Genomic DNA, 17,539 nt, shown 5'->3' on the forward strand with positions numbered 1-17,539 from the left:
ATCAACGAGTGGGTTCGGCGGGCGGGTTCGGCGGCCGGTCAGCTGCTGGTGCCGAGCGGAAGGTCCCCGCGGACGAGCCAGTCGTCGTATGACTGCCTCGTGACCTCGGCGAGCAGCATGATGTCGTCGACAAAGCGGTCGAGGACCTGCTCGCGCAGGCCGGCTGGGAGCGGCGGCCCCGGGTCCAGGCGCCGGTGCAGCACCGCCAGCGCCGGAGCCAGGGGGTCGGCGTCCTCCGCGCGCGCCTCGCGCGCCCGGACGCCGTCGGGCCCGAGCACCGCCGGGACGAACGTGCAGCCCGGAGCGGCCAGGCTCGCGCCGGTCGACGCCGGGTCGGCCGCGCGGACGAAGGCGCAGATGTCGCGCAGCGCGACCGCCGGCCTGGCGACAAGGTCCCGGTAGCGCACAAGCAGCACCTGGCCGGGCGGGAACAGGGTGTGGAGACGCCGCAGCTGGCTGCCGTACCGGCCGTGCTCGGCGTACCGCCACCGGCGCTTCCACCCCGCGGCGCGGCGCGCCTCCTCGGCCTCCAGCGCCGCCGCCAGGGTCGGCAGCTGCTCGAGGCCGGCGCTGCGCTGCGCCAGCCAGTTCGCGTAGGCGCGCTCGACCGGGTCACGGAGGACGACGACCATGCGCAGGTAGGGCAGCAGCTCGTGCATGCGCCGCTGGGCTGGGAAGTCCGCCAGGTAGTACGGGGTACTCTCGCCCCGGGGCCGCAGGCCGCTGGTGGGGAAGAGCGCCTCGTAGTCCGCCCGGCACCAGACCGGCACATCGGGTTCGGCGCGGCCCGGACGCGGCGGCCGTTCGCCGGGGGCGAGGAAGAAGCCGGGTTCGGCCGGCTCCGACATCGCCAGCCCGGGATGACGGGCGAGAGCCGAGTGGAGTATCCGCGTGCCGGCATCGGGAGCTCCGACCACGACGAAGTCGGGCAGCGCCACTGCCGGCCCCTCCTCCCGACCCACGGTCATGCAGAAGCCAAGAATATACCCGCATTTCTCGACGGATAAAGTCGAAAATACTGCGGGCCACAGCGGTGTTCCACCGGAGCCTGGGCGGTTCGAAGCCGTGGTCCGGCGGCGACGGCCGTCAGCCGGAAACGCGGGGCGTCACCGTCCCGTAGCTGCCGTTGTGGTAGACGAGAGGCGCCGCGGAGGACTCCGCGTCCGACTCGACCCGTGTTTCGACGACCTCGGCGATCACCAGGTGGTGGTCGCCGGCGTTCAGCCGCGAGAGGATCCGCGTCCGGAGCCACACCGACGCGTCGACAAGCAGCGGCTCGCCGGTGGGCAGCGTTCGCCAGCGGGTCGGCTCGGCAAACCGGTCGATACCCGAGGTGGCGAAGCGGGCAGCCAGCCACTCCTGGCCATCGGACAACAGGTGGACCACCAGGCCCGGCGCCGCCAGCAGGGCCGGCGCGCATGACGAGGTCGCCGACAGGGACAGCGACAGCAGCGGCGGATCTGCCGACAGCGAGGCGACGGACGTCGCGGTGAAGCCGACGGGCCCCCGCGGCCCGGCCATCGTCACGACGGTGACCCCCGCGGCGTGCCGGCGGAACGCTCTCCGCAGGGCGGCCGGCTCGACCACCGCCGCGCTCCGGATGTCCGCCGCCGCCGTTGCTCGCCGGTCGACGACCACTGCCGCACCGCGGTGGTCGGCCACCGCCGCGCCGCGCGCGTCGAAGGCCTCCACCCCGAGGGTGTCGAGAGTCACAGTGCTGCCTCCGCCAGGTCCGTACGCAGGACGGCCCGCGGCCCGCCGGGCGCGGCGGACCGCTGCCCGGCTGGCACGACGGCGTCCGCCCCCGCGTGAGTGATGTGATCAGCCGCGACGCGTGGGAAGTGGTCCGTCGAGCCCACCGCGCCGAGGCCACGGAGAGCGGCGCCTGCGCGCTGGCGGGCACCCACGTTCCCGAGGACGCCGGCCCGCAGGACGTCGCCGTGGGAGACCACCCAGGAGTCGACGACGATGTCCAGGTCGAGGAGCTGGTCCTCGACCACGGCGAAGGATCGCGCGGGCACCGTGGCGCCGAGCTCGACGAGTACCGGGCGCAGGTAGAGATCGCCGGCGAAGGAGTGGTCCGGCGCCGCCGACACCACCAGCGGCACAGCGGTGACGCCGCGCAGCGCCCCGCCCGGCAACAGGTCGAGGAAGACCTTGAGCAGGCCGGTGTAGCTGCCCTTGTAGACCGGGGAGGCGACGATCAGCAGGTCCGCGGCGGCCGCGGTGCGGGCCGCGGCGGCGACCTGGCTGTCGTTGTCGAACAGCCGCCGGGCCAGCGGCGCCAGGTCGATGATCTCGATGCCGGCTACGGGAAGATCGTCCGCGATGCGCTCGGCGAGGTCACGCGCGACACCCAGGGTCCGCGACCCCGTCCTCGGGTTGCCGCTGATCACCACCAGGCGCGGCAGCTCGCCGGGCAGTGGCGGGGCGACAGGCGAAGGGACGCGAGATACAGAAGCAGACGGTGATGATACCAGCGCGAGTGGTGATGGCTGGGTCATGAATGGCCTTCCAGTCTGGTCGGACGCCGCGTCACGGCGTCCGACCTGGTCTGGCCGCGGATGCGGCCACGAGCCATGGCGGGTGTCCCGTTCCGGGCCGCGGCGTGCCACCGACCGACCGCGCCGGGCGGCGCCGGGCCGCCGCGCACCCACCGGCCCCGCCGCATCCGACGTCCCGACGTCCCGACGGCGTGCGGGCATGCGGGGACATGGCCCGGCGGCAGGCCGGCAGGCCACTGTCAGGAACGGCGGGGCGGACGGAGCAGACGGAGCAGACGGAGGCGCGAGTCCGCGGAGGCGCGGACGGCGGGTGCGCGGGAGATGCGGGCAGTGGGCGGCGGAGACACAGGGCGGACGGAACAGGCGGGGAAACGCGGAACGGACAGGAACGCGTGACGAGACCCGCGGCCCGGACTCTCGACCCGGCCCGCTTCAGAAGGCTCCGTCAGCGGTTACAGCGACTACAGCGGCTGCGGGTGGCACGGCCGTAGTCGACGCACCGCCGACGTGTGAGCAGCGGGCGGGAGGCGAACAACGAGCGAGGAGACGGCAGCTCCCGACTGCTGGGAAGTAGGTGAGCGGCCACGTCCAAAACTGTGCGGAGCAGGCCTTTGTTCAGTCAAGCAGTGATAAAGTGAGTCAGATCACACAACAGTGTGGTTGGCGCGGGATCGTCAGGCGTGTTTCCGTTGGTCCCGTGTTGAAGCCGGCATACCTCGTCACGCGGGGCCATATCGACCTGCTGAGGGTTGCCTCCGCGGCCTGTCCGGCCTTCTGACCACGCCGGCGGCGTGCTGGCCCGCCCGGTCACCGGCCCGGCCCCGCACCACCGCACCACCACGCATCCCGGGCGCCCGAGGCACCGGCTCCCGCCACCGCGGGTCCCCGTCCTTCGGCGGCAGAAGCCCAGGGCAGGAGTGGGACAGGGCGACAGTGGGCGCGGCGGTCCCGGCCCGGATCCACGCCACACTCCGGCTGCGGCGCCACCGCCGCGGAACGTTCCCGACCGACCCGAGCCCGGAGCCGACCCGTGAGCGAACTGCACGTCAGCACCGCGGAGGATCTCGCCCCCTCCCCGGCCGACATCGATGCCTTCCACCGGCGCCTGCACCACGTGGCGCCCTGGGCCCTCGACGCCGAGACCGCCCAGACCTCGGGCATGCGCCGGCTGGCGGCGGTCAGCGCACGGACGGTCGGGTCGTCGAAGCTCTGGATGGGGCAGACACACGTGGCGCCGGCGACCGCCTCGGCCAACCACCACCATGGCGGGTCCGAGACCGCGATCTACGTGGTGAGCGGCAATCCCGAGTTCGTCTTCCCGGAGGACATCCCCGACGGCGCGGACGGCGGCCCGCCGCGGGAGATCCGCATCCGGACCACTCCGGGTGACTACATCTTCGTCCCGCCGTGGGTGCCGCACCGCGAGGAGAACCCGGACCCCGACAACGAGGCGCTCGTGGTGATCGCCCGGAGCACCCAGGACGCGATCGTCGTCAACCTGCCGGACCTGCGCTGGACCGGATCCGTCCGGACGACCAGCGACGACGTCACCGGCTGCTCGTAGGCCGCCCCCGCGCCCCGACATCCACCGCGCCCTCGACATCCGAGTGCCCCGACATCCGCAGTGCCCGCCCTGATCCGCCTGGAGGCGACCGTGGCAGCCCACGCCGGCTTCGTCGAGAGAACACCTGTAGACAGCGCCGTGGACGTCGACCGGCTGGCCTGGCAGGTCCTCGTCGACGGCCAGCCGATCGACCTGACCTACCTGGAGTTCGAGGTCCTCGACTACCTCGTGCGCCACCCGGGGCGGGTCCACAGTCGCGAGCAGCTGCTCAGGGAGGTGTGGGGGCAGGACCCCGGCTCCATGAGCGCGTCCGCGCCCCGCACGGTCGACGTCATGATCACCCGGCTTCGGCGCAAGCTCGGCCGGCGGCACCGGGACAGCATCGAGACGGTCCGTCGGGTCGGTTACCGCTACCGGCCGGCGGACGAGCCCCGCAGGTCCCATTCGCCCTCGATGCTGTAGACCGGCGCCGGACCACCGGAACTGCTCATCAGCGTCATCGCCCGGGCGGTCCATGACAGCGGCGCGGCCGCCCGGCCGAGGGTCTGGTCAACCGCACCGGCCAGCTCACGCAGCCCGACATCCGCGCCGGGCCGCACCCGGGCCAGCGTCAGGTGCGCCCGCAGCGGTCGGTCGTCTCCGTCGGCCGCACCCGCCCGGACGGCGGCCCGCCGCACGCCCGTGGCCAGCGGCCTGAGATCACCGGCGACCCGCGCCCACAGCACCCGCTGGCCGAACTGGCCGGCGCCGTCGATCCGCAGCTCGACCGGCGGGTGCCGGTGCGCGACACGGCCCAGCCGCTCGGCAAGCCCCGCCCGCACCCCGGGATCGACGGTCCCCAGGAACGCCAGGGTCACATGCCAGCGGTCCGGGCTCGTCCAGCGCAGCGCCGCGACGGCCTCCTCCGGACGGCTGTCTCCCGGGAGTGCGGCGATCGCGGCGGCCAGGTCGCGGACGACGTCCGCGGGCGGCAGCAGCGCGACGAAGAACCTCATCACGAACACTCATACCGCGCCGTGGCGGCGTGGGCACACCTGGCCCGGCCCACTCGGAACGGCACCCCCGTTCGGCGTGAGGCGGTCTGGTCACAGCGGGCTGGTTCGAGTGGGTGGTCTGACGACGGTATCGGCCCGACCGCCCACCCGCGGGTGGCCTTCAGGAGCACTATCGGAGCTGTGACGACGGTCCCCGAACTGGTGGCGCCCCGCGATCCCGGCCTTTCCCGGGCGTGGCGCTCCGACCGTCGCGCCGCGCGGCGCGACGAGCCCGATCTTCCGGTCGCGATGGCCCTGGCCACCGACGGTTCGGAGCTCACCACGGCGGACGTCCTGCGCGACGCCGGTGTCGACGTCGTGGGCCTGCTCGCCCCGGAACCACTGGAGTCGCTGGCCTGGGCGGCCGAGGCGCACGCGCCGCGGGCCTACAGCGACCTGATCGCGCTGCTGTCGGACGACATCGAGGCGATCTGCGTCGAGATGGCCCCACCGGCGTCCGACTTCGTGGCCCGCCGGGCGGCCGAGGCGGGCCTGCACGTGCTGCTCGCCAGGCCGGCAACCGCCGAGGCGGAGTCGCTGCGCGCCGTCGCCGACGTCGCCGAGGACGCGGACCTGGCCCACGTCGTCGCGCTCGACGGGCGGGCCTGGCCGGCGGCATGGCATGTGCAGGCGTCCGTCCACTCGCTGGGACGGCTCAGCCAGATCACGGTCGTCGGTGCGCCGGCCGGCCCGCTGGGCCGGGCGGAGACCATCGACCTGGCGCTGCGCTGGTGCGGCGAGATCCTTGCCGTGTGCGCGGATCCGGGCAGCATGCCGGCGGCCGCGCTCACCCCGGACGCGCCGGTGACGCTGGCCCTGCTCGCCGCCAACGGCACGACGATCCTCATCAACGAGCGGATGAGCGGCGAGCTCACCACCGCGGTCGTCACCGTCTGCGGCGACGCGGGGCGCATGGTCGTCCAGGGCCGGCGGGTGCGCCGCCAGGACCGGACAGGCGTCCGCGACCTGTGGATGCCGACGGTCCCCGCCGAACGGCCCGGCCTGGTCGAGGCGACCTATGACGTCGTGCGCGCCGCGGAGCTGAACGATCCCGCGCTGGTCCGTGGCGCCACCTTCCACGACCTGCTCACCGCCACCCGTCTCCAGGTGGCGGCCACGGCATCCCGGCAGAGCGGCGGCTGGGTCGAGCTCTAGCGCTGGGCCGACAGGGCCGCGGGCCGGCGGGGCCGCGCGTCAGAGGCCGGCGAGCCGGTCGAGGATGGGTGCCGCCGCGCGCAGCGCGTCGGCGTCCTGCGGGGGCAGGTCGGCGAGGCGCTCGGCCAGCCACTCGTCCCGGCGGCGGCGGTCGGCGGTGAGCAGGTCGCGGCCCTCCTCCGTCACCTCGGCGATCACCTGACGCCCGTCGGAGGGATGCTGGCCGCGGCGGACCAGGCCGGCCTCGGCCAGCGTGGTGATCACCCGCGTCATCGACGGCGGCTGCACGCGCTCGTGGGCGGCGATCTCACCAAGGGTCATCGGCCCGTGTCGGGCGAGCGTGGCAAGGGTCGCGACCTGGGTGGGCGTCAACGTGCTGGAACGCTCCTGGCGCATCCGCCGGGACAACCGCATCACGGACAGACGCAGGGTCGACGCAAGCTCCGCGACACCCACGCTCTCCATTCGTAGAAGCTACTGGTTGGCCTCATCCGTACTCAAGGCTGATCTGACGGCACACAACGGGTGTCGGGGGCCGGCCGCCCCCCGGTAGCGTCCGGCTCCCGACGTTCGCGGGCACCTGCCCGTGCGCGGCGGAGCCGGCGGGAGGGCCGGTTTCATGATTTCCCGTGGTGGCGGTTCGCCGCCTCCGGGAGACCTCCACCGTTTCGGGGTACTTACCACCCCGCCCACCCGGGGGGTAACCCTCAGACGCGGCCGACCGGTGTGTCACTCTTGTGCGGTGAGCTCGTCACACCTGGTGGGACGGTGATGTGGCGGGACGCTGATGTGCCGCGACCGTCGCGGGAGCCGCACGTACCCCGAGCGCTGGTGCACGCGATCGCTCGGCATCGCCTCGTCTCCCTGGTCACCGCCGGCATCATCACGTCGCTGCTGACGATCGGTGCGCAGTGGCCGGCCTGGTCGGTCACCCCGTTTCCCGCCTCGCTGAACGTGCTGGTCGCCGTCACCTTCGTCCTCACCGGCCTGCTGCTCCTCGACGAGGACGCCCTCGGCAGCGTGAGCTGGGCGTTCGTGCTGGGCGGACTGATGTGGGCGGTGACCTGGACCGCTACCTGGGAGCACGGCCCGAGCGCCGTGGTCTCCTCGTTCGCGTACACCCACTTCTGGGTCTGTCTGGGGTGGGGCGTGCTGCGGTACCCGGAGGGGCGTCTCGCCAACACCGCCGAACGCGCCCTGGTCGTCACCGCGGTCGCGGTCATCCCGGTGGGCAACCTCGTCCTGCTGGCGCTGTGCCGACCGGAGGAGCTCGGCTACCAGGCGGACGTCTGGTGGTACGGCTCCGCGGTGGACCCGGGCGTGTTCGAGGTCGTCGTGAACATCCTTGACGCCCTGACCCTCGGGGTCGTCGTCTCCTTCGGGGTCGTCGTCACGCGGCGGTACCGGCGGGCGTCGGCGCTGGAGCAGCGCACCCTCGGCCCGGTCGCCGTGGGCATGATGGCCGCGTTCGCGATGGCCGCGGTGGTCAACCTGTTCGTCTACTACCCCAACGGCCACGACATCAGCCTGCTCTTCACGCCGATGGCGGTGATGCTGTTCGCGATCCCGGCGGCCTTCGCGGCCGCGGCGGTGCGCCGGCACCTGGCCCGGGGGCGCATCGCCCAGTTGCTGAGCGGTCTGACCATGCCGCCGTCACCGGCCGCGGTCCGGCAGGTGCTGCGGGCCGCGCTGGGTGACGAGAACGCGCAGATCTACCTGTGGGTGCCCGACCGGGGCGTTCACATCAACAGCGACGGACAGCCCGCCGCACCGCCCCCGGCGGACGACACGCTGCTCTCGCTGCCAGTCCGCAGCACCTCCGGCGCGCCGCTCGCCGTCCTGTCCGCCCGGTCGTCCCTCGACCGGGACCGTGACCTGGTGGACGTCGCCCTGAGCGCCAGCGCGATCGCGTTGGAGAACGCCCTGCTGCACGCCATGGTCACCGCCCAGCTGGACGCGGTGCGGGCCACCCGCACGCAGCTCGTCGAGGTGGGCCTGGCCGAGCGCCGCCGCATCGAGCGGAACCTGCACGACGGCGCCCAGCAGCGCCTGCTGGCGCTCGCGGCCAGGCTCGGGCTCGCGCAGGCGCAGGCGGCCGACGAGGCGACGGCCGCCGCGTTCGCCGCCGCCTCCGCCGACCTGCGGGCCGCGCTGGAGGAGCTGCGCGGGCTTGCCCGCGGGATCCACCCGCCGGTGCTGACCGAACGCGGGCTGCGCGCGGCGCTCGAGGACGTCGCCGGGCCGCTCCCGCTGACGGTGGACCTGCGGGTCCCGGACGAGCGCTACGAGGCCGCGCTGGAGACCACTGCGTACTACACCGTCAGCGAGGCCCTCGCGAATACGGTGAAACATGCCGATGCCACCCATGTCCAGGTAACAGTGCGCAGGGCGGGCACGCAGTTCCTGATCCAGATCGCCGACAACGGGAGAGGCGGTGCGGTCATCCGAAAGGACGGCGGCATCGCCGGGCTGGTCGAGCGCGTCCGCGCGCTCGGGGGGGAGGTCACCCTGTCCAGCCCGTGGCAGTCCGGGACGCGGCTGACTGCCATGATCCCCAGCGGGCCCGCGGAACACAGGCGGCAGGGCACCGGTGACAGCCAGGACGTCGGTGACAGCCAGGTTGCCAGCGACAGCCAGGTTGCCGCCGGCAGAACAGGGGCAGGCGATGACAGCGGGGCTCGGCAGGTGAGCGGTGAGCGGTGAGCGGTGCGGGTAGCCATCGCCGACGACTCGGCGCTCTTCCGTGAGGGTCTCGCCCTGCTGCTGACCGCGGCCGGGGTGCAGGTGACGGCGCAGGCCGCCGAGCCGGCGCCCATCCTCGCGCGGCTCGCCGACGATCCGCCGGATGTCGTCATCCTGGACATGCGGATGCCGCCGACGTTCACCGACGAGGGCCTCGCCTCCGCCGAGCGGATCCGTGCGCAGTACCCGGCGGTGGGGGTCCTGGTCCTCTCCACCTACGCGGACGTCCACTACGCCGTCCGGCTGCTCGGCGACGGCCGAGGCGGCATGGGCTACCTGCTCAAGGACCGGGTCACGGACCTCAACGGCCTGCTCGACGGGCTGCGCCGCATCGCCGCCGGCCGCCTCGTCGTGGATGAGGACATCATCGCCGGTCTGCTGGCGCACCGCCGTCGGTCCGAGGCCCTCGACCGGCTCACCGAACGGGAACGGGCCGTCCTGCGCGAAATGGCCGAGGGCCGGTCCAACGCGGGAATCGCGGCGAAACTCCATCTGGCGCCGAAAACGGTCGAGAACCATGTGGCGAGTGTGTTCTCGAAACTCGCGATGCCGATGTCGGGCGACAACAACCGGCGGGTGCTGGCCGTTGTCGCCTGGCTCCGTTCCACCGGTGAGGTGACCGCTTCCGCGCCGGGTACGACCGGTACACGAGGGGGCGAATCCGCCCCGCGTACGTAGCTGGGGTCGCCGCAATCAGCGCCGGCCGACCGCCGGCCGATCGGCGGCCGACCGGCGGTCGGCCGCGCGCATCCGTGCCGTTCGGCCATCACCCGTTGCTTACAGGCAACGACCGCCGGTTCGTCCGGATGGTCGGGGGCACCTCGCCGAGGGTTCGATGGCGGCACCTGAATGCACGGGCCCGGGCCCGTCAGCAGCACCTCCGCCCCACCGGATGTCTCCGCGTCACCAGACCGCCACTGAGGCGATGCTTCCGATTTCACCGGTTTCGTCCGCCGATACGCGCAGATTGCACACTCTCGAGCAAGACAAGTGTCTTTGAAATGAGCCTGTCAAGCAGGAATTCGAAAGACAAACGTCTTTAGCGAGGCCGGCGGGCGCGGCCGGCACCGCCTTCCCACCGGCACGATCAGCGGCCGAACGCCGAATCGAAGAGGTTCGCCCCGACAACCACCCCTCGGAACAGTCCGCCGGCCAGGTCGCTAACATCCTGACCCGCAACATCAACTAAATGATCTAGCGTCAGGGACCCTGCCGGTCACGGCACGGATAAGTCGGGAAGGGTCGGCGGGAGGAGTCAGCCGGTGTCTGCCAACGCCAGCACTCGATCGCCCTCTTTCAGTGCTCACGGAGGAATGCGTGCTCTTATCCAGGAGGAAAAGAAGCCTGGGCCTGGCGGTGGCTGCGGTTCTCGCCGCCGCCGGGGTGACCAGCTGCTCCGGCGGCACGGGAAGCAGCGGCAGCTCAGTCGCCTGCGAATCCCCCGGTGTCACTCCCGACACGGTCAACCTCGGGCTGGTCGTCACCGACTCCGGTGTGGGCAGTACCGCTTTCGCCTCGGCTCGCTCGGGAATCGACGCGAGGATCGGCCAGGCCAACGAGGAGGGTGGGGTACACGGCCGGCAGATCGCCTACGAGTGGCATGACGACGCGAACTCACCCGCCCAGAGCGACCGCGTTGTCGAGGAGTTCCTCCGCGACAACTCCGTGTTCGGTCTCATGGCGGTCACCCTCGCCCTCGACGAGTCGATCGACACCATGTCCGCGCTGCGCATACCCGTCATCGGGTACGGCCTGCCGACCTGGGCGCCCCACACGAACATGTTCTCGAACCTGTCCTCAGCCGCCCCCACGACGCTCGGGCGCTACATCCAGGCGAACGGCGGAACCAAGGTCGGCGTCGTGATGACGGGGGCGTCGGCCTCCACGATCACGATCATCGATCGGTACAACGAGGCCTTCCGGTCCATCGGGCTCGCCACCACCGAGACCATCCAGTTCTCCAGTGCGACCGACAACCCGGCCAGGGTCGTCCAGCACCTGGCCTCCAACGATGTCGACGCACTGGTCGCCTTCACGGTCCCCGAGGACCTGGCGCGCATCATGCAGGCCGCCCGCCAGTCGAACCTGGGCCTGACCTCCGCGGTCTCGTTCACCGGATACGACCGCAGCGTCCTCTCCGCCCTCGGCCCGCAACTGTCGGGCGTCTCCTTCCCCGTCTACTTCCTCCCCTTCGAGGCCGGTGGGCCCGCGATCGACCGCTACCGGGACGGAATGGCCCGCTTCGCACCCGAAACCGTCCAGACCGACCAGCGGTACGCACTCAACTCCTACATCTACGCGGACATGTTCCTGCGTGGCCTCGACCTGGCCGGGGAATGCCCCACCCGTGAGGGTTTCATCAACGCCCTGCGCAGGGTGAGCGACTACGATGCGGGCGGCCTGATCGAGCCCGTGAACCTGGCCAACAACGCGACCGAGCCGCTCAACTGCCACGCCTTCGTCAAGATCAACGGCCCGGGCACCGCGTTCGAGGTCGTCCGCAAGCGGCTCTGCGCCGACGGCTCTGGCAGCTGACCGGCGTCGAGGCCAGCTGACCAGCGTCGAGGCCAGCTGACCGGCGTCGAGGCCAGCTGACCGGCGTCGAGGCCAGGAGCCTCGGGTCAGAGGCAGGAGCACCGAGCGGGTACCGCGCGGCGCGATCAGGCGGTCGCGGCGCGCGGGAACCGGCTTCTCGCCTGTGTGACCAATCTCGCCAAACCACCGCCTGCGCGCCGATCGGGCCGGACGACGACAGCCCCACGCAGGAGCACGGGCCGGTGGCCCAACCGCCCCAGGACACCCAAATCGGGCAGACCATTACCAGGTGCATCAGCCCGCGCGCCACCCTGAGCCCGCCGACATACAGGGTGGCACAGCACACGTGGGACAGACGCCACCGATCACGCGCATGTCGTGGCTCGAACCGCGAGACTTGGGGACAACCGAACCAGACCAGTGAACCGGCGAGAGCGCTCCGAACCCGGGCGCGCGCCCGGAGGTGGCCGACGCCGTCACCCGGCAGTGCCATGGCGAGAGGAGCCCGGCGTGTCCGAGCAGGTCAGTACCCTGACCGTCACAGACAACCGCACCGGTCGGACGTACGAGGTGCCGGTCACCGACGGCACGATCCGCTCGAGTGCGTTCCGTGCCATCAAGGTCGACGACGACGACTTCGGCCTCATGGCGTACGACCCCGCCTTCACGAACACGGCGAGCTGTCGTAGCGCCATCACCTACATCGACGGCGACGCGGGCATCCTGCGCTACCGCGGCTACCCGATCCAGGAGCTGGCGGAGAAGAGCAGCTTCCTGGAGGTCGCCTACCTGCTGCTGGCTGGCGAGCTTCCGACCTCGGACGAGCTCGCCACCTGGGAAGACGAGATCACGCACCACACCCTGGTGCATGAGTCGATCAAGAAGTTCATCGACGGCTTCCACCACGACGCCCACCCGATGGGCATGCTGGTGTCGACCGTCGGCGCGCTGTCGACCTTCTACCCGGACGCGAAGACGATCGACGACCCGGGCCTGCGGCGGCTGCAGATCGTCCGGCTGATCGCGAAGATCACGACGCTGGCGGCGTTCTCGTACCGCCACTCCGTGGGCTTCCCGTACGTCTACCCGGACAACGACCTCTCGTACGCCGGCAACTTCCTCAACATGATGTGGAAGGCCACCGAGCTCAAGTACGAGCCGGACCCGAACCTCGAGCACGCCCTCGACGTGCTGTTCATCCTGCACGCCGACCACGAGCAGAACTGCTCCGCGAACGCGATGCGCGCGGTGGGCAGCTCGCAGGCCGACCCGTTCTCGGCCGCGGCCGCGGCGATCTCCGCGCTCTACGGGCCGCTGCACGGCGGCGCCAACGAGCAGGTCCTGCGCATGCTCTCCGAGATCGGCTCGGTGGAGAACATCCCGGCCTTCATCGCGCAGGTCAAGGACGGCAAGAAGAAGCTCATGGGCTTCGGCCACCGGATCTACAAGAACTATGACCCGCGGGCCCGGGTGATCCGCCAGGTCGCCGACGAGGTCTTCAAGGTCACCGGCACCAACCCGCTGCTCGACCTGGCGATGGAGCTGGAGCGGATCGCGCTGGAGGACGAGTACTTCATCGCCCGCAAGCTGTACCCGAACGTCGACTTCTACACCGGCATCATCTACCAGGCCATGGGCTTCCCGGTCGAGATGTTCCCGGTGCTGTTCGCGATCGGGCGGATGCCGGGCTGGCTGGCCCAGTGGGAGGAGGGCCTGCTCGACCCCGAGCAGAAGATCGCCCGCCCGCGGCAGCTGTACGTCGGCTATGACGAGCGCCCGTATGTGCCGATGAACCTCCGGTCGGCAGCGACGGACTCCGAGAGCGACCCGATCGCCGCCCAGGCCGCTCAGGCCGCCCCCAGCCGCCCGCTGCGCTGACCTGCCGGGGGTCCCCTCCATCCCCGGGCGGCCCCCCGCCTCGGACGACCGCCTCCGGCCTGTCTGGCCGGCAGGCGGTCGTTCTGCTTTTCCACCGCCGACGGGGTGTCCCGAACCGGCCCCGGGCACGGCACCGGCACGGACTGAAATTTCTCTGAGTTGACCGATCTACCGTCGTGTCGTGACTGGGACACCGCTGGACTTGCTGATCATCGGTGCGGGACCGGCCGGGCTGCAACTCGCCGCCTTTCTGGAGCAGGACGGCATACGGGACTACCTCGTCCTCGACGGCGCCCCCGCCCCCGGCTCCTTCTTCGCCCGCTTCCCACGGCACCGGACGCTCATCTCGATCAACAAGCCGCACACCGGGTCCACCGACCCCGAGCTGAACCTGCGCCTGGACTGGAACTCGCTTCTCGGTGACCGGACCCCGCTTTTCACCTCGTACACCGAACGCTACTTTCCGGACGCCGACGTCATGGTCCGGTACCTGGCCGACTTCGCCGCGGCCGCCGGCGTGCGGGTGCGCTACAACGCCCGGGTCGCCCGCGTGCACCGCGGCGAGTTCTTCGAGGTCACCGACACCAGCGGGGAGACCTACCGGGCCCGGCGGCTCGTGGTGGCGACCGGTGTCTCCAGGCCGCACCTGCCGCCGATCCCGGGGATCGAGGCGGCCGAGAGCTACGACGAGGTCTCGGTGGATCCGCGCGACTTCACCGACCAGCGGGTCCTCATCATCGGCAAGGGGAACTCGGCCTTCGAGACGGCCGACAACCTGATGGAGACGACCACGCTCATCCACGTGGCGGGTCCGAGCTCGATCCGCCTGGCCTGGCAGAGCCACTACGTCGGCCACCTGCGGGCGGTGAACAACAACTTCCTCGACACCTACCAGCTGAAGTCCGCCAACGCGATCCTCGACGGCAACGTGCGTGAGATCCGCCGCGAGCCGGACGGCGACGGGTTCACGGTCACGTTCAGCTTCAGCCGGGTGAACGAGGTGCGCAAGGACATCCGGTACGACCGGATCATCCTGTGCACCGGTTTCCGGTTCGACCCGGACATCTTCGACGACACCTGCCGACCGGAGCTGGTCATCCGGGACAGGTTCCCGGCGCAGACCGACGAGTGGGAGTCGGTGAACGTCCCCGGTCTCCACTTCGCGGGCACGCTGTCCCAGGTACGGGACTTCAAGAAGTCGACGGGCGGCTTCATCCACGGCTTCCGCTACAGCGTCCGGGCGCTGCACCGGATTCTCGAGCGGCGGTACCACGACGTGCCCTGGCCGGTGGAGAAGATCGATGTGGACGCGACGGCCGTCGCCGACGCCATCATCGCGCGGGTCAACCGGACCTCCGCGCTGTGGCAGCAGTTCGGCGTGCTCGCCGACGTCGTCACGGTCGGCGGGGTGGACGCCCGCTACCACGAGGAGGTCCCGGTCGACTACTTCGCCCGGGTCGGGCTGTCGACCGACGACCACCAGGTGACGGACGCCTTCGTCGTCACGCTGGAGTACGGCCCGGACCACGACAAGGTCGACCCGTTCGACATCAACGTCGGCCGCATCGCCCAGGACGCCGTCGGGCAGGCACACGACGCCGCGTACCTGCACCCGGTCGTCCGCCACCACCGTGACGGTGCGGTCGTCGCCGTCCACCACCTGGCGGAGAACCTGGAGAACCAGTGGGACCGGCCAGACGTCCACGGCGCACCGCTGGTCGCGTTCATCGACCGCTGCCTGGCCCGCTGAGCACCCGGTGCTCACCCTGGCGGAGATCGAGCACAAGGCCGCGGCCCAGCTCGACCCGGCGCACTACGACTTCTTCGCCGGTGGCGCGGGCGACGAGCGGACCCTGCGGTCCAATGTCACGGCCTTCGACCGGCACCGGCTGCGGCCCCGGGTACTGCGCGGCACCGGGCAGCGTGACCTGGGCATGACCCTCCTCGGTCAGCAGCTGGCCTTCCCGGTCCTGGTGGCGCCGACGGCGTTCCACCGGCTCGCTCATCCCGACGGGGAGGTCGGCACCGCCAGGGCGGCCGCCGCCGCCGGAACGATCATGATTCTGAGCATGGCGGCGACCCAGCCGGTCGAGGAGGTTGCGGCGGCCGGCGCGCCGCTGTGGTTCCAGCTCTACCCGCAGCCGGATCGGAGCTTCACCGAACGGCTTGTCCGGCGGGTGGAGGCGGCCGGCTGCGGCGCGCTCGTCGTCACCGTCGACTCCCCGGTGTTCGGCCGGCGCGAACGGGACCTGCGTCACGGTTTTCTCGACCTCCCGGACGGGCTGGCCTGCGAGAACATGCGCGAGCCCGGGTCCAGCCACCCCCGGGAGATCGCCTGGGACCCGGACCTGGGCTGGGACACGGTCGCCTGGCTGCGTGCGCTGACGCCGCTGCCGATCGTCCTGAAGGGGGTGCTCCACCCGGCCGACGCCAGGCTCGCCGTCGAGCACGGCGTCGACGGGATCATCGTCTCGAACCACGGCGGACGGCAGCTCGACGGGGCCGTGGCGACCCTCGAGGCGCTGCCCGCCGTGGTCGACGCGGTGGCGGGACGGCTGCCCGTCCTGCTCGACGGTGGGGTTCGGCGTGGCACCGACGTGGTAACCGCACTCGCGCTCGGGGCAAGCGCCGTCGCGGTCGGGCGACCGGTCGTGTGGGGACTCGCCGCCGGCGGCACGGAGGGCGCGCGGGCCGTGCTGGAGCTGCTCCGCGAGGACGTCGACCGGGCAATGGCGCTGTGCGGTGCCGACCGGCCGTCCGCGCTGACCTCCGATCTCGTCGTACCTGCCCGCTGGTGCCACCCGTGACCCTGCCCGCACGCACCGCCGCACTGCCGGCGCTGCTGGTGCGGGCCCGGGAGTGGATGTTCACCCGCATGAACGGTGGGGAGGGCGTCCCGGTGCCGGGGCCGCTCGTCGGGCCCGAGCACTTCCACCGCGTCTACGCCGACCCGGCCGCGAACGGCCGCAGCCAGGGCGCGGGCCTGTCCGACCTGTTCTGGTACTGGCTGGCGCCCGGGCCACAGATGCACCAGGAGCATCTCGAACCAGGCGAGCGGTACCGGGCGGTCGCGCGCGTCACCCGCCAGGTCCTCGCCGTGCCTCAGCAGCGCTCCTACCAGCTGGCCCGGGACGCCGCCGCCCGCAGGCTCGGCGCGTTGCCGGCCGACCAGCTCAGCCTGGTCCGGCTACGTGACCTGATGATGCCCGTCTGGGCCGAGGTCTACTACGAGCTGGTCTTCGCCGAGCCCTGCCCACCGCAGGTCCGTGATCTGATCGTCGCGAACGCCGACGACGTCGTCACCGCACTGAAGTGCTGCTCGCTGCGGCACATGCGTCGGCGCGACCGGCTCACCCGGTACCTGACGGGCCGGCTCGAGGCGGGCACCGTGCCGGTGACACTGCCCGCGCCGTTCACCGTCCAGGAGACGGCCTGGTACCTGCAGGGCGCCTTCTTCAACACGGCGGTCGTGCAGATGTCGGAGGCGATGGCCCATCTTCTCCTCGCCCTGGCGCAGCATCCGGACGTCCAGCGCCGCCTGCACGAGGCCCTGGACGACGACGAGGCGCTCGACCGGGTCATCGACGAGACGCTGCGGGTCCATCCGCTGTTCGGTGTCGCCCACCGCATCACCACCGCGCCGATCGTGGTCGACGACCAGGTCACGCTGCCGGCCGGGTCGGTGCTGCTGTTCAACTACCTGGCCTACCAGCGGACCGGGCCCGCGGCCGACGGCACGTTCGACCCGGACCGCTGGCTCACCCTCGAGCGGCGCGCGGCGCACTTCATCCCGTTCGGGGTCACCGCCAACCGGGCGTGCCCCGCCCGGGGGGCCGCGCCGGTGATGATGCGCGCGGTCACCCGGGAGGTCCTGCGCCGTTTCGCGCTGACGTCCACCGTGCACCACACCCGCTCACTGCCGAGCCGGGGGCCGTGCTACCTGGTGCCGCCGGCCGCGGCCGGGCCGGGGGCCGCCCGGCTGCGCGCGATGCGGCGGCGGGACGGCTGGGCCGACGCCGGCCGCAGCGTTCTCCAGCTCTTCTTCGGTGCGGTGATGGTGCTCGATGCCCGCCGCCTGCGCCTGTGCGCGAACCATTTCGGATCTTCTCCCGCTCGGAGGTAACCGG

The 17,539-nt window shown here is 71.8% G+C and carries 15 protein-coding genes; 10 read left to right on the top strand and 5 right to left on the bottom strand.

Annotation, left to right across the window (positions count from 1 at the left end):
* Positions 1-38 precede the first annotated feature (38 nt).
* From AB1460_RS13840 to AB1460_RS13850, 3 genes are all read right to left on the bottom strand, one after another.
* Positions 39-968, bottom strand: coding sequence for a sulfotransferase family protein (locus AB1460_RS13840; RefSeq protein WP_368961577.1), 930 nt, complete (start codon positions 966-968; stop codon positions 39-41).
* 118 nt (positions 969-1,086) lie between these two features.
* Positions 1,087-1,638, bottom strand: a complete 552-nt coding sequence (locus AB1460_RS13845) for a flavin reductase family protein (RefSeq protein WP_420497265.1) — start codon at positions 1,636-1,638, stop codon at positions 1,087-1,089.
* Positions 1,639-1,709: 71 nt separating this feature from the next.
* Entirely contained in the window at positions 1,710-2,399 is a 690-nt protein-coding gene (locus AB1460_RS13850; protein ID WP_368961578.1) for an NADPH-dependent FMN reductase, read from the bottom strand.
* 1,135 nt (positions 2,400-3,534) lie between these two features.
* Here AB1460_RS13850 and AB1460_RS13855 point away from each other — a divergent pair.
* Entirely contained in the window at positions 3,535-4,068 is a 534-nt protein-coding gene (locus tag AB1460_RS13855) for a cupin domain-containing protein (protein WP_368961580.1), read from the top strand.
* Between the two features lie 90 nt (positions 4,069-4,158).
* A complete protein-coding gene (locus AB1460_RS13860) occupies positions 4,159-4,530 on the top strand; it encodes a winged helix-turn-helix domain-containing protein (RefSeq protein ID WP_368961581.1) in 372 nt (123 codons plus the stop codon).
* Here the strand turns inward: AB1460_RS13860 and thpR are convergent.
* A complete protein-coding gene (gene thpR, locus AB1460_RS13865) occupies positions 4,479-5,063 on the bottom strand; it encodes an RNA 2',3'-cyclic phosphodiesterase (RefSeq protein WP_368961582.1) in 585 nt (194 codons plus the stop codon). The two genes, AB1460_RS13860 and thpR, sit on opposite strands and share 52 nt — an antisense overlap.
* 180 nt (positions 5,064-5,243) lie before the next feature.
* On the opposite strand from thpR, the gene AB1460_RS13870 reads away from it, so the two are divergent.
* A complete protein-coding gene (locus AB1460_RS13870) occupies positions 5,244-6,257 on the top strand; it encodes a Gfo/Idh/MocA family oxidoreductase (protein WP_368961583.1) in 1,014 nt (337 codons plus the stop codon).
* A gap of 39 nt (positions 6,258-6,296) precedes the next feature.
* Here AB1460_RS13870 and AB1460_RS13875 read toward each other — a convergent pair whose 3' ends face one another.
* Positions 6,297-6,722, bottom strand: coding sequence for a MarR family winged helix-turn-helix transcriptional regulator (locus AB1460_RS13875; RefSeq protein WP_071089832.1), 426 nt, complete (start codon positions 6,720-6,722; stop codon positions 6,297-6,299).
* Positions 6,723-7,088: 366 nt separating this feature from the next.
* Between AB1460_RS13875 and AB1460_RS13880 the strand changes: the two genes are divergently transcribed.
* The 7 genes from AB1460_RS13880 (at position 7,089) to AB1460_RS13910 (ending at position 17,535) form a co-directional block, all read left to right on the top strand.
* Positions 7,089-8,960 carry a sensor histidine kinase gene (locus tag AB1460_RS13880; protein WP_368961584.1) on the top strand — a complete coding sequence of 624 codons (1,872 nt, stop codon included), beginning with the start codon at positions 7,089-7,091 and terminating at the stop codon, positions 8,958-8,960.
* A gap of 3 nt (positions 8,961-8,963) precedes the next feature.
* Positions 8,964-9,677, top strand: coding sequence for a response regulator transcription factor (locus AB1460_RS13885; protein WP_368961586.1), 714 nt, complete (start codon positions 8,964-8,966; stop codon positions 9,675-9,677).
* Positions 9,678-10,316: 639 nt separating this feature from the next.
* A complete protein-coding gene (locus AB1460_RS13890) occupies positions 10,317-11,534 on the top strand; it encodes an ABC transporter substrate-binding protein (RefSeq protein WP_368961588.1) in 1,218 nt (405 codons plus the stop codon).
* Between the two features lie 510 nt (positions 11,535-12,044).
* Entirely contained in the window at positions 12,045-13,412 is a 1,368-nt protein-coding gene (locus AB1460_RS13895) for a citrate synthase (protein ID WP_368961589.1), read from the top strand.
* Positions 13,413-13,593: 181 nt separating this feature from the next.
* The gene (locus tag AB1460_RS13900) at positions 13,594-15,162 is read left to right on the top strand and encodes an FAD-dependent oxidoreductase (protein ID WP_368961591.1); all 1,569 of its coding nucleotides are present in this window, start codon (positions 13,594-13,596) and stop codon (positions 15,160-15,162) included.
* Positions 15,163-15,169: 7 nt separating this feature from the next.
* Positions 15,170-16,219 (top strand): alpha-hydroxy acid oxidase, encoded by a 1,050-nt coding sequence (locus AB1460_RS13905; protein ID WP_368961592.1) that lies wholly within the window; start codon positions 15,170-15,172, stop codon positions 16,217-16,219.
* Positions 16,216-17,535 carry a cytochrome P450 gene (locus AB1460_RS13910; RefSeq protein WP_368961593.1) on the top strand — a complete coding sequence of 440 codons (1,320 nt, stop codon included), beginning with the start codon at positions 16,216-16,218 and terminating at the stop codon, positions 17,533-17,535. Before AB1460_RS13905 ends, AB1460_RS13910 begins: the two co-directional genes overlap by 4 nt.
* Positions 17,536-17,539 lie beyond the last annotated feature (4 nt).

This window comes from Parafrankia sp. FMc2 (assembly GCF_041008525.1).
GTDB lineage: Bacteria > Actinomycetota > Actinomycetes > Frankiales > Frankiaceae > Parafrankia.

Excerpts from the sequence above, each read along its gene's own strand:
- AB1460_RS13840 (WP_368961577.1), bottom strand. The coding sequence starts at position 968 with ATGACCGTGGGTCGGGAGGAGGGGCCGGCAGTGGCGCTGCCCGACTTC.
- thpR (WP_368961582.1), bottom strand. The coding sequence starts at position 5,063 with ATGAGGTTCTTCGTCGCGCTGCTGCCGCCCGCGGACGTCGTCCGCGAC.
- AB1460_RS13875 (WP_071089832.1), bottom strand. The coding sequence starts at position 6,722 with ATGGAGAGCGTGGGTGTCGCGGAGCTTGCGTCGACCCTGCGTCTGTCC.